This is a genomic window from Bacillus sp. DU-106 (assembly GCF_004799705.1).
Lineage (GTDB): Bacteria > Bacillota > Bacilli > Bacillales > Bacillaceae_G > Bacillus_A > Bacillus_A cereus.
The window spans coordinates 2,564,846-2,580,330 of the sequence record NZ_CP026607.1; the positions used below are offsets into that span (position 1 = coordinate 2,564,846).

Here is a 15,485-nt window from a genome sequence, read left to right on the forward strand (position 1 = left end):
CCTTGTATGAATGAAACAGGATCTTAAACTAATTAACTTCTTTATCATTATACTTAAAATACATCAGTAAATTGCAACATTAAAATTAAAATACCTAATCCCCATACGTAATACGCGAATACTTTTAAAGAGTGACGTTTTAAATATTGAATCATCCATGAAACGGCTATGTATCCAAAAAATGCTGCTGATAACGTTCCGACAATTAAAGATGTACTAGAAATAGATTCTGCTTTCCCTTGAAAAACGTCTACAAATTGCAAAATGATAGCTCCAACAATGGCTGGTGTCGATAGTAAAAAAGAAAAGTAAGCAGCAGTTTCACGGTCTAATTTTCTCCATAATGCAGCGACAATTGTCATTCCAGAACGGGAAATGGCTGGAAAAATAGCAGCAGCTTGAAATGAACCGATAATTAATGCGTCTTTATATGTTATGTCATCCATTTTTTTACAACCATTCTTTTGTTTATCTGCCGTGTAAAGAAAGAATCCGGTCACTAAAAACTCCCAACCGATCGTGATTCCTGTTTTTGAAATATCTTCAAAGAAATCTTTAAACAATAAACCAATTACAACTGCGGGTATTGTCCCAACGATAAGTAATAACATGAGCTTTGAAAATGGGTTTTTAATTAAATATATAAATTCTTTTTTATAATAAATAAAAACCGCAAGTAAAGTCCCAATATGCAGCATCGTATCTAAAAATAAGCCAGCCTCATCTAATCGGAACAAATGCCTTCCTAAATAAAGATGTCCGGTACTACTGATTGGTAAAAATTCTGTTAAACCTTGAATTATACCTAGTATGAAAGCTTCTAACCAATTCATGATGGTCTCCTTTCTCTTTTGCTTGTACCAATATATGAGGGTTAAATTTTCGATATGAAAAAAACTATATTTCTCTATGAATTTACTTTTCATTTATGGATATATATGTAAAGAGGGTTAAGGAGGGTTATTATGTGGAAGCACACAAAATTCGGTAATGTATTACTTTGGGTGGGCCCTATCCTTGTATTTTTAGGACTATGTATGACAAAGGTTATTTCAGATATTCCTTTCTTTGAGGGAAAACATAAAACGGTTGGTATTGTACTTATATTTATAGGTGTAATCTGTTTTGTTGCTGCTAATCATTTGAAAAAAGGAGAAAGATATGAAGAATAAATCTAAATAAAAAACAATCCTGGCATATTAGCTAGGATTGCTTTTTATTAATGTTGATTATTTGTAGAATACTTTATCAACGTTATATTTCGCTTTGTATTCATTAATGATATATGTTTCGTAAATTTCTCTTTCTGTTGGATCTTCTACGATACATGCATCAATGCGGTATACTTCATCACGGTGATTTTTAATTGGTGAAACATTATCTTCAAAATGCTTCTTAATACGTTGTCTAATTTTACGAGCTTTACCTACGAAAAGAAGTTCGTCATTAATATTGTAAAACATAAAAATGCCGCCTTTATCTCTAGGGAACAAGTGGAAATCGATAAATCCATTAATTGGAGTAATGATTGGCTCGTCTCCTTTAATAACTTGTTTACGTTCAGTAATTGAAACATCAGCTTCAGGAATATTAATTTTAATCAAGTTCATTCACGTCCTCTTTTATTATAAAGATAAATAATAGCATACATAAGTAAGAAAAGCTATGTTCAGAGGCATATTTCATTTTATAATTCAAATATTATAGGTGTATCATGTAAACTTTTCTTCCAAATCATATGATCGCTGGATTCTCCCCAGTAATCTTTCAATACATAGCTAGGTTTTCCAAACTTTTTCGTCCATATACTTTGCGCATCTTTATATCCACTATCTAAACAATATTCTGTTATCCCTCTGCTAAGTAATGTAAGAAACATTGTATGTAGTAATAAACTCCCTATTCCCTTTCTCTGATACTCCGGAAGTATGAATACAGTTCCTATTTCATACAAATTTTTAAGTACACCACCTGTACAACTATTAATCAATGTACTTGCTGGACCGATTTCGATTGTTCCAATGATTTTATCGTTACTTGTATCAATTGCTAATAAAAAGTAACGACCTTCTCCGTTACTATCAAAATCACTTTTCAAATACTGCTTTTTTGAGTTAATTTCATTTTCTATGTCATCCAATGATTGTGACAATCCTTCATTTTTGTATGTATTCGTAATAACGATACGGAAAAATAAATATAGTTCATCTACATCATTCAAATTCGGTCTTCTAACTGCAACGTTAGTCATGAATTCAATCTCCAATCCTCATTATGCCATTGTCAATACAACACTTTATATAATCTATTCATCATTATTCTGCAAAAACCTGCATAAATCCAACAGTATAGAAAGCTCATTATAGATATTGATAAAATAATTTTTATATCCATAGCTGTATGAACAGCAGGACCAAGTACCGGAAAACGGAAAACATCGAGAACAATCATAATACCAATAATTAGACAAGTTGCTGAAAAGGAAACAATCCAAATTCTCCTCTTTAATTTTAAAAAGGATACTCCTAAGGCTAGACCTAATAAGCCTGTAGTAAAAGGAAAGACAATTAGTTCACTTGGCTCAATAATAAATAATAGAAAAATAGTAAGAATATAAGAAAGTATTCCCTCACGAATAGAATAGAAAATAGCAAAAAAAATCGGTAATGTCGAAAATGGACTAATGAGCAAACCTATACCAGGAACTAGGTTTCCTGCTGCTTGAAACATGGTGGCTAATGTACTCATCAAAGCTGTAAGTACTAACTTATTCGCAAGGGACAATTTTCTTTTATGAACAAAGCTCGTATCATGCTCTATCATCAGTTGATACCAATAACGTACAAACCAATTCATCAATATCTCCCCCTAAAGATGCCTCATTCATTACTTTCTATATTATTCATACACTAGTGGTTTATGAGCTGCTTTCTACTTGTTATGAATTACTATATAATAAAAGGCTTTTAGGGGGATAAATTGTGCGTTTTAAAACAAAATAAATTCCTTGGATTATTAAACTACGAGTGTATATCGTATCAGGGAATAATTTCAAAAATGGTACCTTTGTTAAAATCAGTTACTTTCATAGAACCGTAAACTCCTAAATATAATTTAGTTTGATTCAAATTTGTTCCTAAACTCATATAATAAGCTGCTTGCGTACCAAAATCATAATTGGTTTCAATAGCATGAAAGTCAGCGTGTTTACCGTCTGTACCTGCTCTAGTATAGGCTAAAACACCCTTAATTGGAGACTGAGATTCTCCTTTCTTGGCAAGGTCAGTAAAAACAACGCTACCTGTTAAATTTGGAATTGCATTTCCCATATATGGCTGAACTCCTGTAAGGGAAGTTCCTCCAAACTTATCGGGTCTGGAATCTTGATGAAAATAACTAAGTAGAGGCAGAATACGCCTCGCTGAAGTTTGTATTGTTTCATCATAATAAGTCATTGTTCTTTCATCCAAAGTCTGATTTTCGGAACAATGCCGTATAAAAGAAGTAGGTAAATCCCCTTCCCATCCTCGCCACCCAAAATTGATAACCCCATCTTGATTGGGAGTTAACCTCATAAAATGCATTTGAACAAGTTCTGTAACCGGTATAGGTTTATATTGAATAAATGAAAAAATAGACTCTACAATATCTTGTCCGACATTTCCGGCGTATTTGATATATTGATTATAAAACCTTTGAAATGAAATGCCGGTTATATTACGTACTCCTTTTGCAATTACTGTAAGTGTTTCTTGTATAGATAAAGGGAGTTCATTAAAGCGTGTAACTACAGGAGGGTTATTTATAAATGTATTTTTACTTACATCGATTTCAATTATTTTACCTGCTATTTCTAAATCATCTTGGCTTAAATTAAATGGATCATAACCTGATCCGCCATCTCCATTTGTAAAAACAAGTTTTCCAGTCTCAGGTGAAAAGTTTAAACTATTGACTCCGTTATGATTAAAAAATGGTCTTCTTACATTCAGTAATGTTCGTCGCTTTTGAGCTTGACCATTAGATTGTAAAGTCCATTCTTCTACTGTATCAATGTGATCATATTGCGTATTTCTATTAACCCACTTTAAATTTAACGTTTTAGGGTCACAAGGATTCGGTTTAAATTGCTCAGAAAATGCACCTGGTCCTTGAGTTCCAGCTACTGAATAATGAAGATAAAATAACCCATTTTGATAAAATTGTGGATGGAACGCAAGTCCAAGCAATCCGCGTTCATCATAACCGCTACTAGAAACACCTTCTTCAAATGTACCTAATTTAATAATTAGGTGACGAATATCTAAAAATATCTTTATAACTCCATTCCCTATGTAAAAAATCTCTCCTAATTGGGTTGCGATAAATAGTCTTTCGGTCGATTCGCCTGGAAGTATTGTTGTTTTCAATACGGTTGGTAAATTTATATTATGAACAATGGGTCGTAAACTAACTTTAACTTTTGTCAATTAACTGTACACCCCTTTTTCTTCTTTTTATAGAAGAATATGATTAGAGTAGTTCTGTTAGTATCAAATAAGTCGTATTCCTTTTTATTACAATTTTGTATATAATATAATTATAAATAATATGGGGGACGAACTATGATAATCGTACTACAAATCATCTTACCACTAATTTTCGCAGTCTATTTATTTACCCTCTATCATAACGGGACGTATGGATCAGCTTCATTCATTTTAGCAGTCATGATAGGAATTTTCGGTTTAGAGAATATTTTTCAATATGCTAGTCTAACAGATCATGCTATTTATCCATATTGGGGCAGTTTGAAGGCTGTTGTTATCGTTTTATCAGTCGTATTTCTATTTAAAAAAGGTGGTTTAACAGGGAAATATTGATTTTTAATGCGTTACATATTTTCTTGTTAAATTGCTTTTATTTTATAAAAGCAGAAATATTTATGTAAAAACACGAAGGGATGTGTTACATATGTCTATAAATATTATTTCAATAGTATCTATCATAATATGGATTTTGTTAATTACAGAACTTATAAAACCTTCAAAAGAACAGAATGGACGAAAAATAGTAACTTTAGTAACTGCTGGTTCCGTATCAACACTTATTTTAACGGTTTCATTTATTCAAAATATCCCGTTTTGGAATTGATAGTGATATAACTAACAAAAATATGTATAAATAAAAAGATTAGGATTCACTCCTAATCTTTTTATATTTTGAGGTAGCACCATATGCCCAGTAAGCTAAGATTTTAAGACACCCCCTTAACGAGAACTTTACATTTTCACAATTATTTATGAGAATTCGGCTCGTTTTTCCGTTTTGGGGAAGAATCAATTTCTTAAGTTGATGACGATGTGGATAGTATCCCAGGTATCACAAAATGATGTGAAAAATGACAAAACTGTAAGATAACGAACTATTTTGTAAGGGAAATCACTCGTTTCATTCGCCAATTTTTTCTATAGTAAGGATAAGAAGAAAACAAATAAGATGATATGAAAATGAGTGTTAATGAAGTAAAAGGTTTAACGAAATTTTATCAATCAAAAGGTGCGGTTGCGACAAATCTGATTTTTCTTTACAGGCTGTTCTTAATGAATTCATGAAATGGGATTGTACTTATATTGTAAGGAGTGGGACTATTGAAAACAGTACTATCGGTGCAACACCTAACGAAAGAAATCAAGGGCAAGTTGATTGTACAAGACATATCGTTCGATATGGTAGCGGGAGAAATTATTGGACTACTTGGTGCGAACGGAGCGGGCAAGACAACCACGATGAAGATGATAGTTGGTCTAAGCACAATAAGTGCCGGGGACGTGCAAATTGCAGGTTACAGTATTAAAAGTCAGTTTTCTAAAGCAATCCTCAATGTAGGGGCTGTGATTGAAGCACCTGCATTCTATCCTTATTTGAGTGGGTATGAAAATTTACGACAATATCAGCGTTTGCACAAAAATGCAAGTAAGGACTGGTTGCTGGAGGTAGCCAGTCTAACCGGCATAGAACATGCGCTTGATCAGCGAGTAGGCACGTATTCCATGGGAATGAAACAACGCTTGGGAATTGCACAAGCACTACTGCGAAAGCCAAAGTTGCTTGTGTTAGATGAGCCGATGAATGCACTTGATCCTGCTGGTGTCCGTGAAACCCGGAACTATTTAAATAGAATTGCGACAGATTTGGGCGTAGCAATTGTGATTTCCAGTCATCAACTGTCTGAGATTGAGCAGATGGCACGTCGAGTGGTTATTATGCAGAATGGCTGCTTAGTGACAGAGCAAAGGATTGATGATGGCTTAAATGATGGGGAATTCTGTATCACTCTTCACATTGATAATGTTGAGCTTACAAGCGAAGTTTTGGTTAACTTGTTTGGGGAAGATCATCATGCATTGGATTATATGCAGACAGAGAAATTATCTAACGGTGTGCATACTATAACAGTAGCTCTTGATGAAGGGCAAGTTCCAATGTTGATTCGAGCATTGTGTGCTGCCGGGGTGGAAGTTCATCGGGTGTTGTCGACACATACGAGTTTAGAGGATAAGTTTTTAAAATGGACAACTGCGCGTGGTGAGGTGAGTTAAGTTGTTATGGAATGAATGTTTGAAGATAGTGAATAAAAGAATCTTTATTCTTTCACACATTGGTTTTATTGTGATGACGGTACTGTTATCTTGGGCATACACCAGTGATCTCAAGGCTGATGATACGGTGGCTCAAATAGTAAATGCTTTGCTTGGCCTATCGGGAATGCTTGTTATTCTACCTTGGGTGATTGTTTTGTCACCTCTTATTTGGACGGATGAGTATCAATATGGAACTCTGAAACAACTGTTCCTGCATACATCCGCGCGCTCACGGTTGTATGTTGCAAAAATTGCTGCGATGATTTTGCTCATCATTACGGGTATTGTTAATATATGCATTGTTTCTTTGTTAGCGAATCTTCTGATGGCTCCCCAAAACATACAATGGGGCGACATGACGGATGTTATATATTCTATTGGAGCAATCGCATTGCAATGTTGCCTATATGCAAGTCTAGCATCCTTGATTGGCGTGTGGACGAGATCAGCTGCTATCGCAGTAGGCAGTAGCTTAGTGCTATACTTTTTACAAATGATATTTGGAGGTAGTCTCTTATCTACATCATGGACACACATTCTATTCATTCATCATGATGATTTAAGTGTCTATTGGAGCACGTCACAATATAAATCGGAATTAGTTGGCTTACTTATGTCGTTAGCGATAGATATCACCTATATTTTGTTTTTCTTTGCAATTGGATTATGGATGTTCGTCAAAGAGAGAGGAGCAGACTAAACATAACACGGAGCTAAAAATGAGCAAAATAGAATACAGTTATGTCGCTTATACCAATACTCGGGATAAGGATATGGAAGATAAAATAATGAATGTGAAACAATGATAAGTGATAAGTGATTACGCTAGTCTAGTTAACCAGCAGCAATCTAGTACTTTATTTTTTTGTCAAAGACTACCGCTGATTTTACATTAAAGTCAATAATTGAAAAGTTAGAGAAAAAGAATAAAGAGTTTGAAGAAGAAAATAAAGCCTACTGATTACTTCATGAAGTTATAAAATTAGTACCGTACATATTAGACATATCTGAAATATACGGTACTAATTTTACTATTGATTCACTTATCTAACTTAAAGATAAGTATGTGGTCCTTTTACAATTTGAATTTCTTTTTAAGCTTCTTATATTTTCTATACGAACGTCTAACAATGTTTAACATAAAATACGGTATTTTAACCGGGAAAGGTAATTTATATATGAAAGGAAAATAAAAGGTGAAATATGCCTTTTCTAGGTCTCTCCACTTACTATCTTCTTTTGTTTTTAAGAAATCAGATACATCGACTACATATCCCCTTCCTTTTTCCATCATCACATTTTTCCCGTGAACATCACAAGGAGTTAACCCTTGTTCCCTCGCATACTCTAAAGCCTCATTAATATCAAGTATTACTTGCTTAGGAATTTTAATACCCTTATGAATAGCATCGTATAAGGTAATTTCTTTTAAACGTTTCAATACTATGAAATTTTCTCCTTTATATATAAGCTTTGAATAAGAAGGATGATTTCCAATTCTTCGGTATACTTCTGACTCTTTTTCAATTCCTTCTCCTTCTCGCACGTAAACTTTCACTACCCAATCTTTGTATTCTCTGTGCATGAATACTGCGGCATAATTACCTGTTCCTAAACACTTCCAAAGTCTAGGAATATCTTTAACTACTACAGGCTCGAATTCATCCTCACTTCGGATGCTTACCTCTTTTAATAATTCGTCATTTATCAATCCCACAAAACTATTTATACTCATCATTCCCACTCCGGTTTTGCTAAAAGGGGGCCCACCCACATTTTAACGAAAATATACACTAAGCGAATTTTAGCATAAAACGAGTCATCTTTCTTCTTAAAATAAAAAGCTAACTCGTTTTATTTAAACTGTTGAATACTTAATATTTATTCCGTTATTCATAGCCAAAAACCGTACGATATAAAAATATTTCTAATTATTTTCATTTTTTCAGAGTCAACTGTATAGGGCTTTTCTTAGTACAAGTTCTCTTCGTTCATTACCCATGCCAAATCTATAAAACATTGTTTAGAAGTGTAGCAAAGGTTTGTTAATGGTTCAATTCTTGTTCCACTACTATCTTTGTTAGCTAAAACTTTTATTGTTTTAATAGTCTTTTGTTTAATTCCCACAATGCTGTTTTGTTGCTATCCCATTTCAAAAACGTTACTGCTTCCTCAAAGCATAACCATTTATAATTGAAGTGTTCTTTAGATAATGATATGTTTTTTGTAGGGACTTTAACTCCAAAAGAAAATTCTTTTATTACATAAACCTCTTCTCCCCAAAGGAATCCTCCAACTACATCTTCTACTGATAGTGAAGACACAGAATCTAATTGTATATATGGACATTCTCTTGTAATACGAGCCTCTTCAAACGCTTCCCGTTTTGCTGATTCAATAGGAATCTCACCGTCTTCTCCGCCACCAGCTATTCCTTGCCAATAACCATAATCACTTCGGTTAAAAATGGCATATTGAATAGAATCGGCAGTTTTTATATAAGGAAATATCAATACTTGATATGGTGCTCTCATTACTTAACCTCCTCTCGAAAATAAGTTTTAAATCAATATGAATAAAGAGCCGCCATCACAATTCTACATTATTAATGCAGGTTTATAATGTCGGCCCTCTATTTTTAAATAATTTTATTTTTCATAAACAGGCTTACTCTTAACAGAGGAAAAACTGATTATTTCTTGTCGAATTTGTTTAGCATGGTTTTTCCTAAATGTTAGCAGTACCCTATATTATTCAATTGCGCCAGCAACATCATAATCATTTAAATCTAATTCAATCGTTTGTCCGAGCGCTAGTTTAGCAAGTTCCGCTCCTAGATATGGACCAGCTGTTAAACCCGAAGCTCCTAATCCATTCGCAACGAGAATTCCTTCAAAGTTAGGTAGCGGTCCGATAACAGGTAAGAATCCTGGTGTAAATGGTCTGAATCCAACTCTCGTTTCAAGCATTGTAGCATTTTCTAAGCCAGGTGCAACTGTTAATGCCTTATGAAATACTTCATGTAAACCACCTGCTGTTACACGATGATCGAAACCAGTATCATTCTCATGTGTTGCACCAATTACGACATGCCCATTGTCAAACGTTAAAATATATTGATCGTTCGGTGGCATAACAACTGGCATATTTTCTGTTGCTGTATTCTCGATTTGCAGATGAACAATTTGTCCTTTTTGGAATGTAACTAAGAAATTAATTCCTAATGGTTTCAAGATTTCATTCGCCCATGCGCCTGCAGTTACAATAACCTTTTCCGCTAAAATTGTTTCATCGTTTACTGTAACTCCCGTAATATGATTTCCTTCACGGACTAATATAGCATCGCCTTTTATGAAAGTTGCACCATGTTTTTTCGCAGCACTTATTAATGCATTGCGTAATAATCTTCCATTTACTCGTGCAGCACCACTAATATGAACAGAACTATATTCGTCTGATAATGCTGGGAATAATTTTTTTGTTTCTTCAGCTGATAAGCGAGTTATTTCACCAATCTCCGGGGCATCTTCACGTCGTTTATAAGCTCGCTCTTCCATTTGATCTAACTTTTTCTCGTCAGTATGTAAACTAATTGCACCTACACGATTATATCCTGTGTCAGTTTCACCGTCTTCTTCTAATTGCTGAATTAACGAAGAATAGTAACGTGCACCACCTTTAACGATTTTATACCATGCTTTATTACGGCGCTGTGATAGCCATGGACATACAATACCTGCTCCTGCATCGGTTGCTTGCCCTAATTGTTGGCGATCCACGATAGTAACATTCGCACCTGCCTTAGCAAGATGATAAGCAGTAGACGCTCCTAAAATTCCTGATCCAACTACAATATACGATTTCATTTCAAACACCTTTTCTCTTTTGCTAATTATATAAATATAAGAACATTCCTTAGTATAATGGAAGGAATGCTTTTTTCAATGTACTCATCACAATTAATTGTTGCAGCATTGTGACTTCCTTAATCATTATTTTTTCTTCTTACGGAATAATTCAATTGTTTTATAGCCTTGTGAAAGGATTTCTATCATTTTCTCTAGACGTTTTTCACGTGTTTTTTCTTGTTTCACAGAAAAAAGATTACGTGCCCAATCTTTTTGGTATCCAGGCGTTAAACTTTGATAAAACTTAAGTTCATTCGGATGATTAGCTAATAATGCTTCAACATCTTTAATTCGATCGGTATAATCGGCAACACATTGACTCATAGCAGATGTTTTTGTTGTTTTTTTCTTTTCACGTTTTAAACCAACAACAGTAAAGACTTCATCCATACTTACCATTCGTGCAAATTTAATATCGCTTTCTCCCACATAACCATCTTCTCCAACGTTTAATGCCGGAAACATTTCATCACGGTGAATAAACGTACTATAACGCGCATTACCTTTTTTCGGATATGCGAAGAATACGTAACCTTTTTCAATTAGTAATTCTTCATTACTAATAATAAAATTCGTTTGTTTCACCATTTCATCAAGCGTTTCTACAAATATAAAGATAGCATCGTGTTCTTTTGAGAATGCAGTTTCTTTACCTGTAAAAATGTCATAATCACTTGGTTCGTTAATAACGACCATATTTGTATACTTATTAAGTTTCAATTTATCAATAACTGACATAATAATCTTCCTTTACATTCAAAATTCATTGTACATACTTTTTCGTACTGTTCTAGTGTATTATATGTATTAAGAAAATCAAACTTTAAATCGTATTATTCTGCTGCAAAAGAACATAATTCTTTACTAGATGGGGTGGTTTTATGCCATATGTAATCCGAGATGAAGGGCTAGTTTTACAAGGGGATGATGGAAAAGAACCAATTTTTCATACATATGAAGAAGCTGAGGAAACATTAAAAACATTAACTATACCGCAGTTTCCGAAACATATTAGAAGAAAACCATTTACACCAAAAATAATAAAGATAGCCGCTTCTGAATAAGAACCGGCTATCTTTATTATTCATAACTTAATAGCAAATAAAGTATATAAAAACTCTTTATATTGATCTTCTGTAATTTCACGCTTAGTTTTTTCCCCATGAATAATTTCGGTTAAACTTGTATTCGTTAATGAAATATGGCCAGAGTTCGTCAACTTTACTGCAATTGGTCCTTTATTAAAAATAGACTTCTCATCTTCTATCACTCTTCTTTGAACATCATTTACTACTATCTCATCAATAATATGTTTATAAAAAGCATGACAAACTTTCCATTCCCCAGCAGCATCTATTCTTTCTAAAACATAATTTCCTTTATTCGTATCTTTCCGTCTCACCCGGTACGAACCATTTTTTGAAGAAACCGACTCGCCCGTAAAAGGTACAGGAACAAGAGGTACTAACGAAGCTATACCTACATCAATTAAATACTGTACATTATCATAAGTTAAAATAATTGTTATATGGCCATCCTCAAGTGCCCATGCATTTATATCGTTTTTATAAACCGTACCTAATGCCAGTTGTACATCATAGCCACAGTCTCTTAAGAAATAGTAAAAAAGAGTATTTAATTCGTAGCAAAGTCCACCATGGGAACTAGTTAAAATTTTCTCTCGTAAGTTTTCCAGAGAGATTTGATTCGTATTTCGTGCTATAACATCTAAATTCTCAAATGGTATAGTGTGCGCAAACGAAAAGAGTATGGTAGGTAATTCTTCAAACGTTACATCATTACGTTTTTTAAGATTTAATCTTGTGAAAAGCTGATCTTGTAAACTTGTCATATTTAGCACCCCTTAAAAATTTATAAGTTTAAATAATATATGCTGATTGTAAATTTTAAGGGGCACTGTAACAATCTACATTTCATTTAACTGTACCGGTACAAAAATTACGATTCACATAGGAGGTGTCATTACACATGTTTTTTGTAATCACTTCTTTTTGGGGCAAATCAAAAGCTACGAATATAAATTTAATAGTTTATCTATAGGCAAATTATTACTATCACTTAAATCAACAAAATATTGAAGTTGCCACGTTTGGCTCTTTTTAGCTTGATTACTAACAGTGGTATCCCAAACAGGATAAATTCTCATTGCCATTTTCCCTGTTTGACTTTGTGTTCTCAATATTTTTTCTTTAAGAAGAATCTCTTTAGGAAAAATAAATTGCCCTAGTTTATTATCAGCAATACAAGTGATTACTAATAAATCAGGAGCAGCTTCATAAGAGAAAGCTCTATTTCGCATATTTTCATCTTTCTCCCAAAAAGAAACAAATTGACCAATTTTATTAGGTGTAACTTTTGATTTTCTAAAACGAATGGTTTTGTTATTTAAGTGGAATAAACATCCGGCATATTCTGCGTTTTGCTTTTCTTCTTTTAGATTCGTAATCATTAAGTTGTTAGGTTTGTAAACTATATTATTTAAATTTTGGATTATATTATTAAAATTGTTCAAAAAAACTCCCCCTTTATTCATCTCTTAGTTTACCACAAACATCAGTTCTTCTATATCGTATATAATTATGAACTAAGTGAAATGGGGGAATTTAGCAGGATATAATTATTACTTTAATGTACTTAGTTTTTCAATTGCTTGTTGTTCAGTTGCTAAGTAAAAAATGTCATTTCCTTTATTACATTCATAAATAAAATCTTTTAAGCTTTTACTAGTATACATAGAGAAATCTCCAACAATAGCAATCTTTACCTTATAGTTTATAAACTTTTGAAGGATATCGCCCGCAAGCCGTGTTTTTAGGTCAAAGAAATCTTCACTTATTAAAGATTTATGGATAATAATATGTTTCGCATCTACCTCATTTTGAACTGTTGCCATAGTATCTAATGCAGACTGAACATCCGATATTAATACCTTATCGTTCCTAATGACCGCAATATTGATTCCATCGATTACTACTTTCTTTATTTCCATAGTCCCACCTGTACAGAGATAATAAAGTTGTTTAATTTACAATAAAGTCATTTAAAAAATAATATAGTAGTTTAAAAATCCTTCTTCTACTAACGAGGCAGGTTAGTGGAAGAAATAGCAAGTGGGTTTAACTAGGAGAAGTGTCGATGACATTACAGAAGACACCGAGGTGTCTTCTGTTTTTTAAATTAAGGATATCGATAAATTAAGATTCATTTACTTAACATTGTACTTATTTTCGGACCGAGGCATCTAATCGGTGAGTATATACAAACCAAGTAATGCTTGCTGTTAATAATGTTGACGAAATTAAAGCTGTAAGAACACTATATGTTTGCCAAATAAGTATCGTTGACCAATCGAAGGCAAAAAACATTATACACTGGGCAATAGTAGCGATTAGGAAAATAATTGTTACGATTGTTCTCTTTTTTGTCATTGGCTGCTGCTCATTCGTTTTCCCTTTTCTTAATCCTAAGAAAAATAACAGAACGGCTAATAGGCAAAGAATAATTGTGGTAGACGACAAAATGATGTCCAAAAGCTGTGTGCCACTTAGCTCATATGACTGAGTTAGATTGCCGTTTAATATATTTTTAACTTGTAGTACCAGGTTTATATTGGTATTTGCGCCGTTGCTCAGTAAGCAGATGGCTGTTCTTTCATTTGGCAGTATGGCTACTTTGGTACTAAAATTTGGATTACCCCCAGTGTGTTCTATAAACGTTTGTTCGGCGTTTACCGACCAACCTGCCGCATAATACATATCATTGACAGCCGAAACAGACATATCACCTCTATGTGATTTTTCGATGGCCCTGTGAAATATTTCGGGTATGTCCTGCACGATACCCATCTGTATGCCCATCCAACGCGCCATATCTTTTGTATTAGAAATGATATAGCCGGCAGGTTTATTCCCGGTATAATACGGAGCGTTAAATGGAGTTGTTATAAAAAAGGAAGAACGGTAACCCTGTGCTAACTGTCCAGTGGCTTGAGCATCTTCTTTATAAACATACGTCTGGTGAAGACCTAAGGGTAGAAATACTTGCTCCTTCATAAAATCTTCATAGCTTTGTCGTGATACAATCTCAATAACCAAACCCAATACGTCATAATTAACGGTTCCATAGTTATATTGTTCACCAGGAGAGAACGCCAATTCTGCATCTACCAGCGTTTCCACAGTCTTTTGCAACATATCAGGCGTATTACCTTGTGGAATATTTTGAAGATGTCTAATATTTGTTAGGCCGCTGGTATGGTGAAGAAAGTTATTTAGTGTAAGGTTTTGCATATCAACAGGTTTACCTTGATACTTTAACGTAAACCAAGGTAAATATTTTTGGATAGGGTCAGTCATTGATAGCAGCCCTTGCTCTTCCAATAGCAAAATCCCCATACCAGTAAAAGCTTTACTCACCGAGGCCAACTCATAGAGTGTATTTTCACTTGCAGACAGTCCCTTTTCAAGATCTGCATACCCAGAAGAAAAGTAGAACACTTCACCATCAGCAAGTATTGAGAGTGACATTCCAGGCACACCTGACGTACGACAGGCATCATCTAGCAATGCTTGTATTGCCACAGATTTCGAATCTGACAACGCATAACTTTGTGTTACGAATCCTGAGAATAATATAAATATCGTTAATACAAAAACAATAGTCTTTTTCATACACTCTCCTTTCTGAAGAATTATAAGGGTATAAATAACTTATTTTTATAACTATAAACTAAATTCTGATTTATATTTCTATTTATCTATATAATATCAAATAATTGTGAAGAGTTACACTTAAACTAACGGGGGCGTTAGTTTAATAAGAAGTAAACAACTTTATTATTCATTTTTTAAGCATTACATAAGCAGATGGATATAATTTGAAACAACTTTAAAGAGCCTTGCTGCATATAGAATGTAGTAAGGCTCTTATCTTT

Annotated in this window: 19 protein-coding genes; 6 read left to right on the forward strand and 13 right to left on the reverse strand. The window is 33.7% G+C overall.

Features of this window, described 5'->3' with window-relative positions:
• Positions 1–53: 53 nt before the first annotated feature.
• Complete coding sequence (locus C3Y97_RS13085) at positions 54–833, reverse strand: undecaprenyl-diphosphate phosphatase (protein WP_001104301.1); 780 nt, start codon at positions 831–833, stop codon at positions 54–56.
• A 132-nt stretch (positions 834–965) separates the two neighbouring features.
• Between C3Y97_RS13085 and C3Y97_RS13090 the strand changes: the two genes are divergently transcribed.
• Positions 966–1,172: a hypothetical protein gene (locus C3Y97_RS13090; protein ID WP_000265473.1), complete on the forward strand. Its 207-nt coding sequence runs from the start codon at positions 966–968 to the stop codon at positions 1,170–1,172.
• 57 nt (positions 1,173–1,229) lie between these two features.
• On the opposite strand, the gene C3Y97_RS13095 is transcribed toward C3Y97_RS13090, so the two are convergent.
• The 4 genes from C3Y97_RS13095 to C3Y97_RS13110 form a co-directional block, all read right to left on the reverse strand.
• On the reverse strand, positions 1,230–1,610 hold the full coding sequence (locus C3Y97_RS13095) for a nucleotide excision repair endonuclease (RefSeq protein WP_001048941.1): 381 nt from the start codon (positions 1,608–1,610) through the stop codon (positions 1,230–1,232).
• A gap of 77 nt (positions 1,611–1,687) precedes the next feature.
• Entirely contained in the window at positions 1,688–2,251 is a 564-nt protein-coding gene (locus tag C3Y97_RS13100; protein WP_136363442.1) for a GNAT family N-acetyltransferase, read from the reverse strand.
• A 32-nt stretch (positions 2,252–2,283) separates the two neighbouring features.
• The gene (locus C3Y97_RS13105) at positions 2,284–2,856 is read right to left on the reverse strand and encodes a YybS family protein (protein ID WP_136363443.1); all 573 of its coding nucleotides are present in this window, start codon (positions 2,854–2,856) and stop codon (positions 2,284–2,286) included.
• A gap of 182 nt (positions 2,857–3,038) precedes the next feature.
• On the reverse strand, positions 3,039–4,469 hold the full coding sequence (locus C3Y97_RS13110; RefSeq protein WP_136363444.1) for a PQQ-dependent sugar dehydrogenase: 1,431 nt from the start codon (positions 4,467–4,469) through the stop codon (positions 3,039–3,041).
• 135 nt (positions 4,470–4,604) lie between these two features.
• On the opposite strand from C3Y97_RS13110, the gene C3Y97_RS13115 reads away from it, so the two are divergent.
• From C3Y97_RS13115 to C3Y97_RS13130, 4 genes are all read left to right on the forward strand, one after another.
• Entirely contained in the window at positions 4,605–4,862 is a 258-nt protein-coding gene (locus C3Y97_RS13115; protein WP_000587696.1) for a hypothetical protein, read from the forward strand.
• A gap of 91 nt (positions 4,863–4,953) precedes the next feature.
• Positions 4,954–5,133: a hypothetical protein gene (locus C3Y97_RS13120; protein WP_000026315.1), complete on the forward strand. Its 180-nt coding sequence runs from the start codon at positions 4,954–4,956 to the stop codon at positions 5,131–5,133.
• A gap of 497 nt (positions 5,134–5,630) precedes the next feature.
• On the forward strand, positions 5,631–6,581 hold the full coding sequence (locus tag C3Y97_RS13125; RefSeq protein ID WP_136363445.1) for an ABC transporter ATP-binding protein: 951 nt from the start codon (positions 5,631–5,633) through the stop codon (positions 6,579–6,581).
• Position 6,582: 1 nt separating this feature from the next.
• A complete protein-coding gene (locus C3Y97_RS13130; RefSeq protein WP_136363446.1) occupies positions 6,583–7,323 on the forward strand; it encodes an ABC transporter permease in 741 nt (246 codons plus the stop codon).
• Positions 7,324–7,698: 375 nt separating this feature from the next.
• Here the strand turns inward: C3Y97_RS13130 and C3Y97_RS13135 are convergent, their stop codons facing one another.
• The 4 genes from C3Y97_RS13135 to C3Y97_RS13150 form a co-directional block, all read right to left on the reverse strand.
• Complete coding sequence (locus C3Y97_RS13135; protein ID WP_000026539.1) at positions 7,699–8,358, reverse strand: protein kinase family protein; 660 nt, start codon at positions 8,356–8,358, stop codon at positions 7,699–7,701.
• A gap of 358 nt (positions 8,359–8,716) precedes the next feature.
• Positions 8,717–9,157: an NUDIX hydrolase gene (locus tag C3Y97_RS13140; RefSeq protein ID WP_001202590.1), complete on the reverse strand. Its 441-nt coding sequence runs from the start codon at positions 9,155–9,157 to the stop codon at positions 8,717–8,719.
• Positions 9,158–9,373: 216 nt separating this feature from the next.
• Entirely contained in the window at positions 9,374–10,489 is a 1,116-nt protein-coding gene (locus C3Y97_RS13145; protein WP_000844381.1) for an NAD(P)/FAD-dependent oxidoreductase, read from the reverse strand.
• A gap of 126 nt (positions 10,490–10,615) precedes the next feature.
• Entirely contained in the window at positions 10,616–11,269 is a 654-nt protein-coding gene (locus tag C3Y97_RS13150) for a YdeI/OmpD-associated family protein (protein WP_000110847.1), read from the reverse strand.
• 143 nt (positions 11,270–11,412) lie between these two features.
• On the opposite strand from C3Y97_RS13150, the gene C3Y97_RS13155 reads away from it, so the two are divergent.
• The gene (locus C3Y97_RS13155) at positions 11,413–11,595 is read left to right on the forward strand and encodes a hypothetical protein (RefSeq protein ID WP_001147158.1); all 183 of its coding nucleotides are present in this window, start codon (positions 11,413–11,415) and stop codon (positions 11,593–11,595) included.
• A gap of 20 nt (positions 11,596–11,615) precedes the next feature.
• Here the strand turns inward: C3Y97_RS13155 and C3Y97_RS13160 are convergent, their stop codons facing one another.
• The 4 genes from C3Y97_RS13160 to C3Y97_RS13175 all read right to left on the reverse strand — a co-directional run bounded on the left by C3Y97_RS13160 (position 11,616) and on the right by C3Y97_RS13175 (position 15,222).
• Positions 11,616–12,383, reverse strand: coding sequence for an arylamine N-acetyltransferase family protein (locus C3Y97_RS13160; RefSeq protein ID WP_000202744.1), 768 nt, complete (start codon positions 12,381–12,383; stop codon positions 11,616–11,618).
• 177 nt (positions 12,384–12,560) lie between these two features.
• A complete protein-coding gene (locus tag C3Y97_RS13165; protein WP_001058863.1) occupies positions 12,561–13,064 on the reverse strand; it encodes a MepB family protein in 504 nt (167 codons plus the stop codon).
• 108 nt (positions 13,065–13,172) lie between these two features.
• Positions 13,173–13,541, reverse strand: a complete 369-nt coding sequence (locus tag C3Y97_RS13170) for a DUF4180 domain-containing protein (protein WP_000403456.1) — start codon at positions 13,539–13,541, stop codon at positions 13,173–13,175.
• A 232-nt stretch (positions 13,542–13,773) separates the two neighbouring features.
• The gene (locus C3Y97_RS13175) at positions 13,774–15,222 is read right to left on the reverse strand and encodes a serine hydrolase domain-containing protein (RefSeq protein WP_136363447.1); all 1,449 of its coding nucleotides are present in this window, start codon (positions 15,220–15,222) and stop codon (positions 13,774–13,776) included.
• Positions 15,223–15,485 lie beyond the last annotated feature (263 nt).

Coding starts and splice junctions, on each gene's coding strand:
- C3Y97_RS13085 (WP_001104301.1), bottom strand. CDS start 833: ATGAATTGGTTAGAAGCTTTCATACTAGGTATAATTCAAGGTTTAACA.
- C3Y97_RS13090 (WP_000265473.1), top strand. CDS start 966: ATGTGGAAGCACACAAAATTCGGTAATGTATTACTTTGGGTGGGCCCT.
- C3Y97_RS13095 (WP_001048941.1), bottom strand. CDS start 1,610: ATGAACTTGATTAAAATTAATATTCCTGAAGCTGATGTTTCAATTACT.
- C3Y97_RS13100 (WP_136363442.1), bottom strand. CDS start 2,251: ATGACTAACGTTGCAGTTAGAAGACCGAATTTGAATGATGTAGATGAA.
- C3Y97_RS13105 (WP_136363443.1), bottom strand. CDS start 2,856: ATGAATTGGTTTGTACGTTATTGGTATCAACTGATGATAGAGCATGAT.
- C3Y97_RS13115 (WP_000587696.1), top strand. CDS start 4,605: ATGATAATCGTACTACAAATCATCTTACCACTAATTTTCGCAGTCTAT.
- C3Y97_RS13120 (WP_000026315.1), top strand. CDS start 4,954: ATGTCTATAAATATTATTTCAATAGTATCTATCATAATATGGATTTTG.
- C3Y97_RS13135 (WP_000026539.1), bottom strand. CDS start 8,358: ATGAGTATAAATAGTTTTGTGGGATTGATAAATGACGAATTATTAAAA.
- C3Y97_RS13140 (WP_001202590.1), bottom strand. CDS start 9,157: ATGAGAGCACCATATCAAGTATTGATATTTCCTTATATAAAAACTGCC.
- C3Y97_RS13145 (WP_000844381.1), bottom strand. CDS start 10,489: ATGAAATCGTATATTGTAGTTGGATCAGGAATTTTAGGAGCGTCTACT.
- C3Y97_RS13150 (WP_000110847.1), bottom strand. CDS start 11,269: ATGTCAGTTATTGATAAATTGAAACTTAATAAGTATACAAATATGGTC.
- C3Y97_RS13155 (WP_001147158.1), top strand. CDS start 11,413: ATGCCATATGTAATCCGAGATGAAGGGCTAGTTTTACAAGGGGATGAT.
- C3Y97_RS13160 (WP_000202744.1), bottom strand. CDS start 12,383: ATGACAAGTTTACAAGATCAGCTTTTCACAAGATTAAATCTTAAAAAA.
- C3Y97_RS13170 (WP_000403456.1), bottom strand. CDS start 13,541: ATGGAAATAAAGAAAGTAGTAATCGATGGAATCAATATTGCGGTCATT.
- C3Y97_RS13175 (WP_136363447.1), bottom strand. CDS start 15,222: ATGAAAAAGACTATTGTTTTTGTATTAACGATATTTATATTATTCTCA.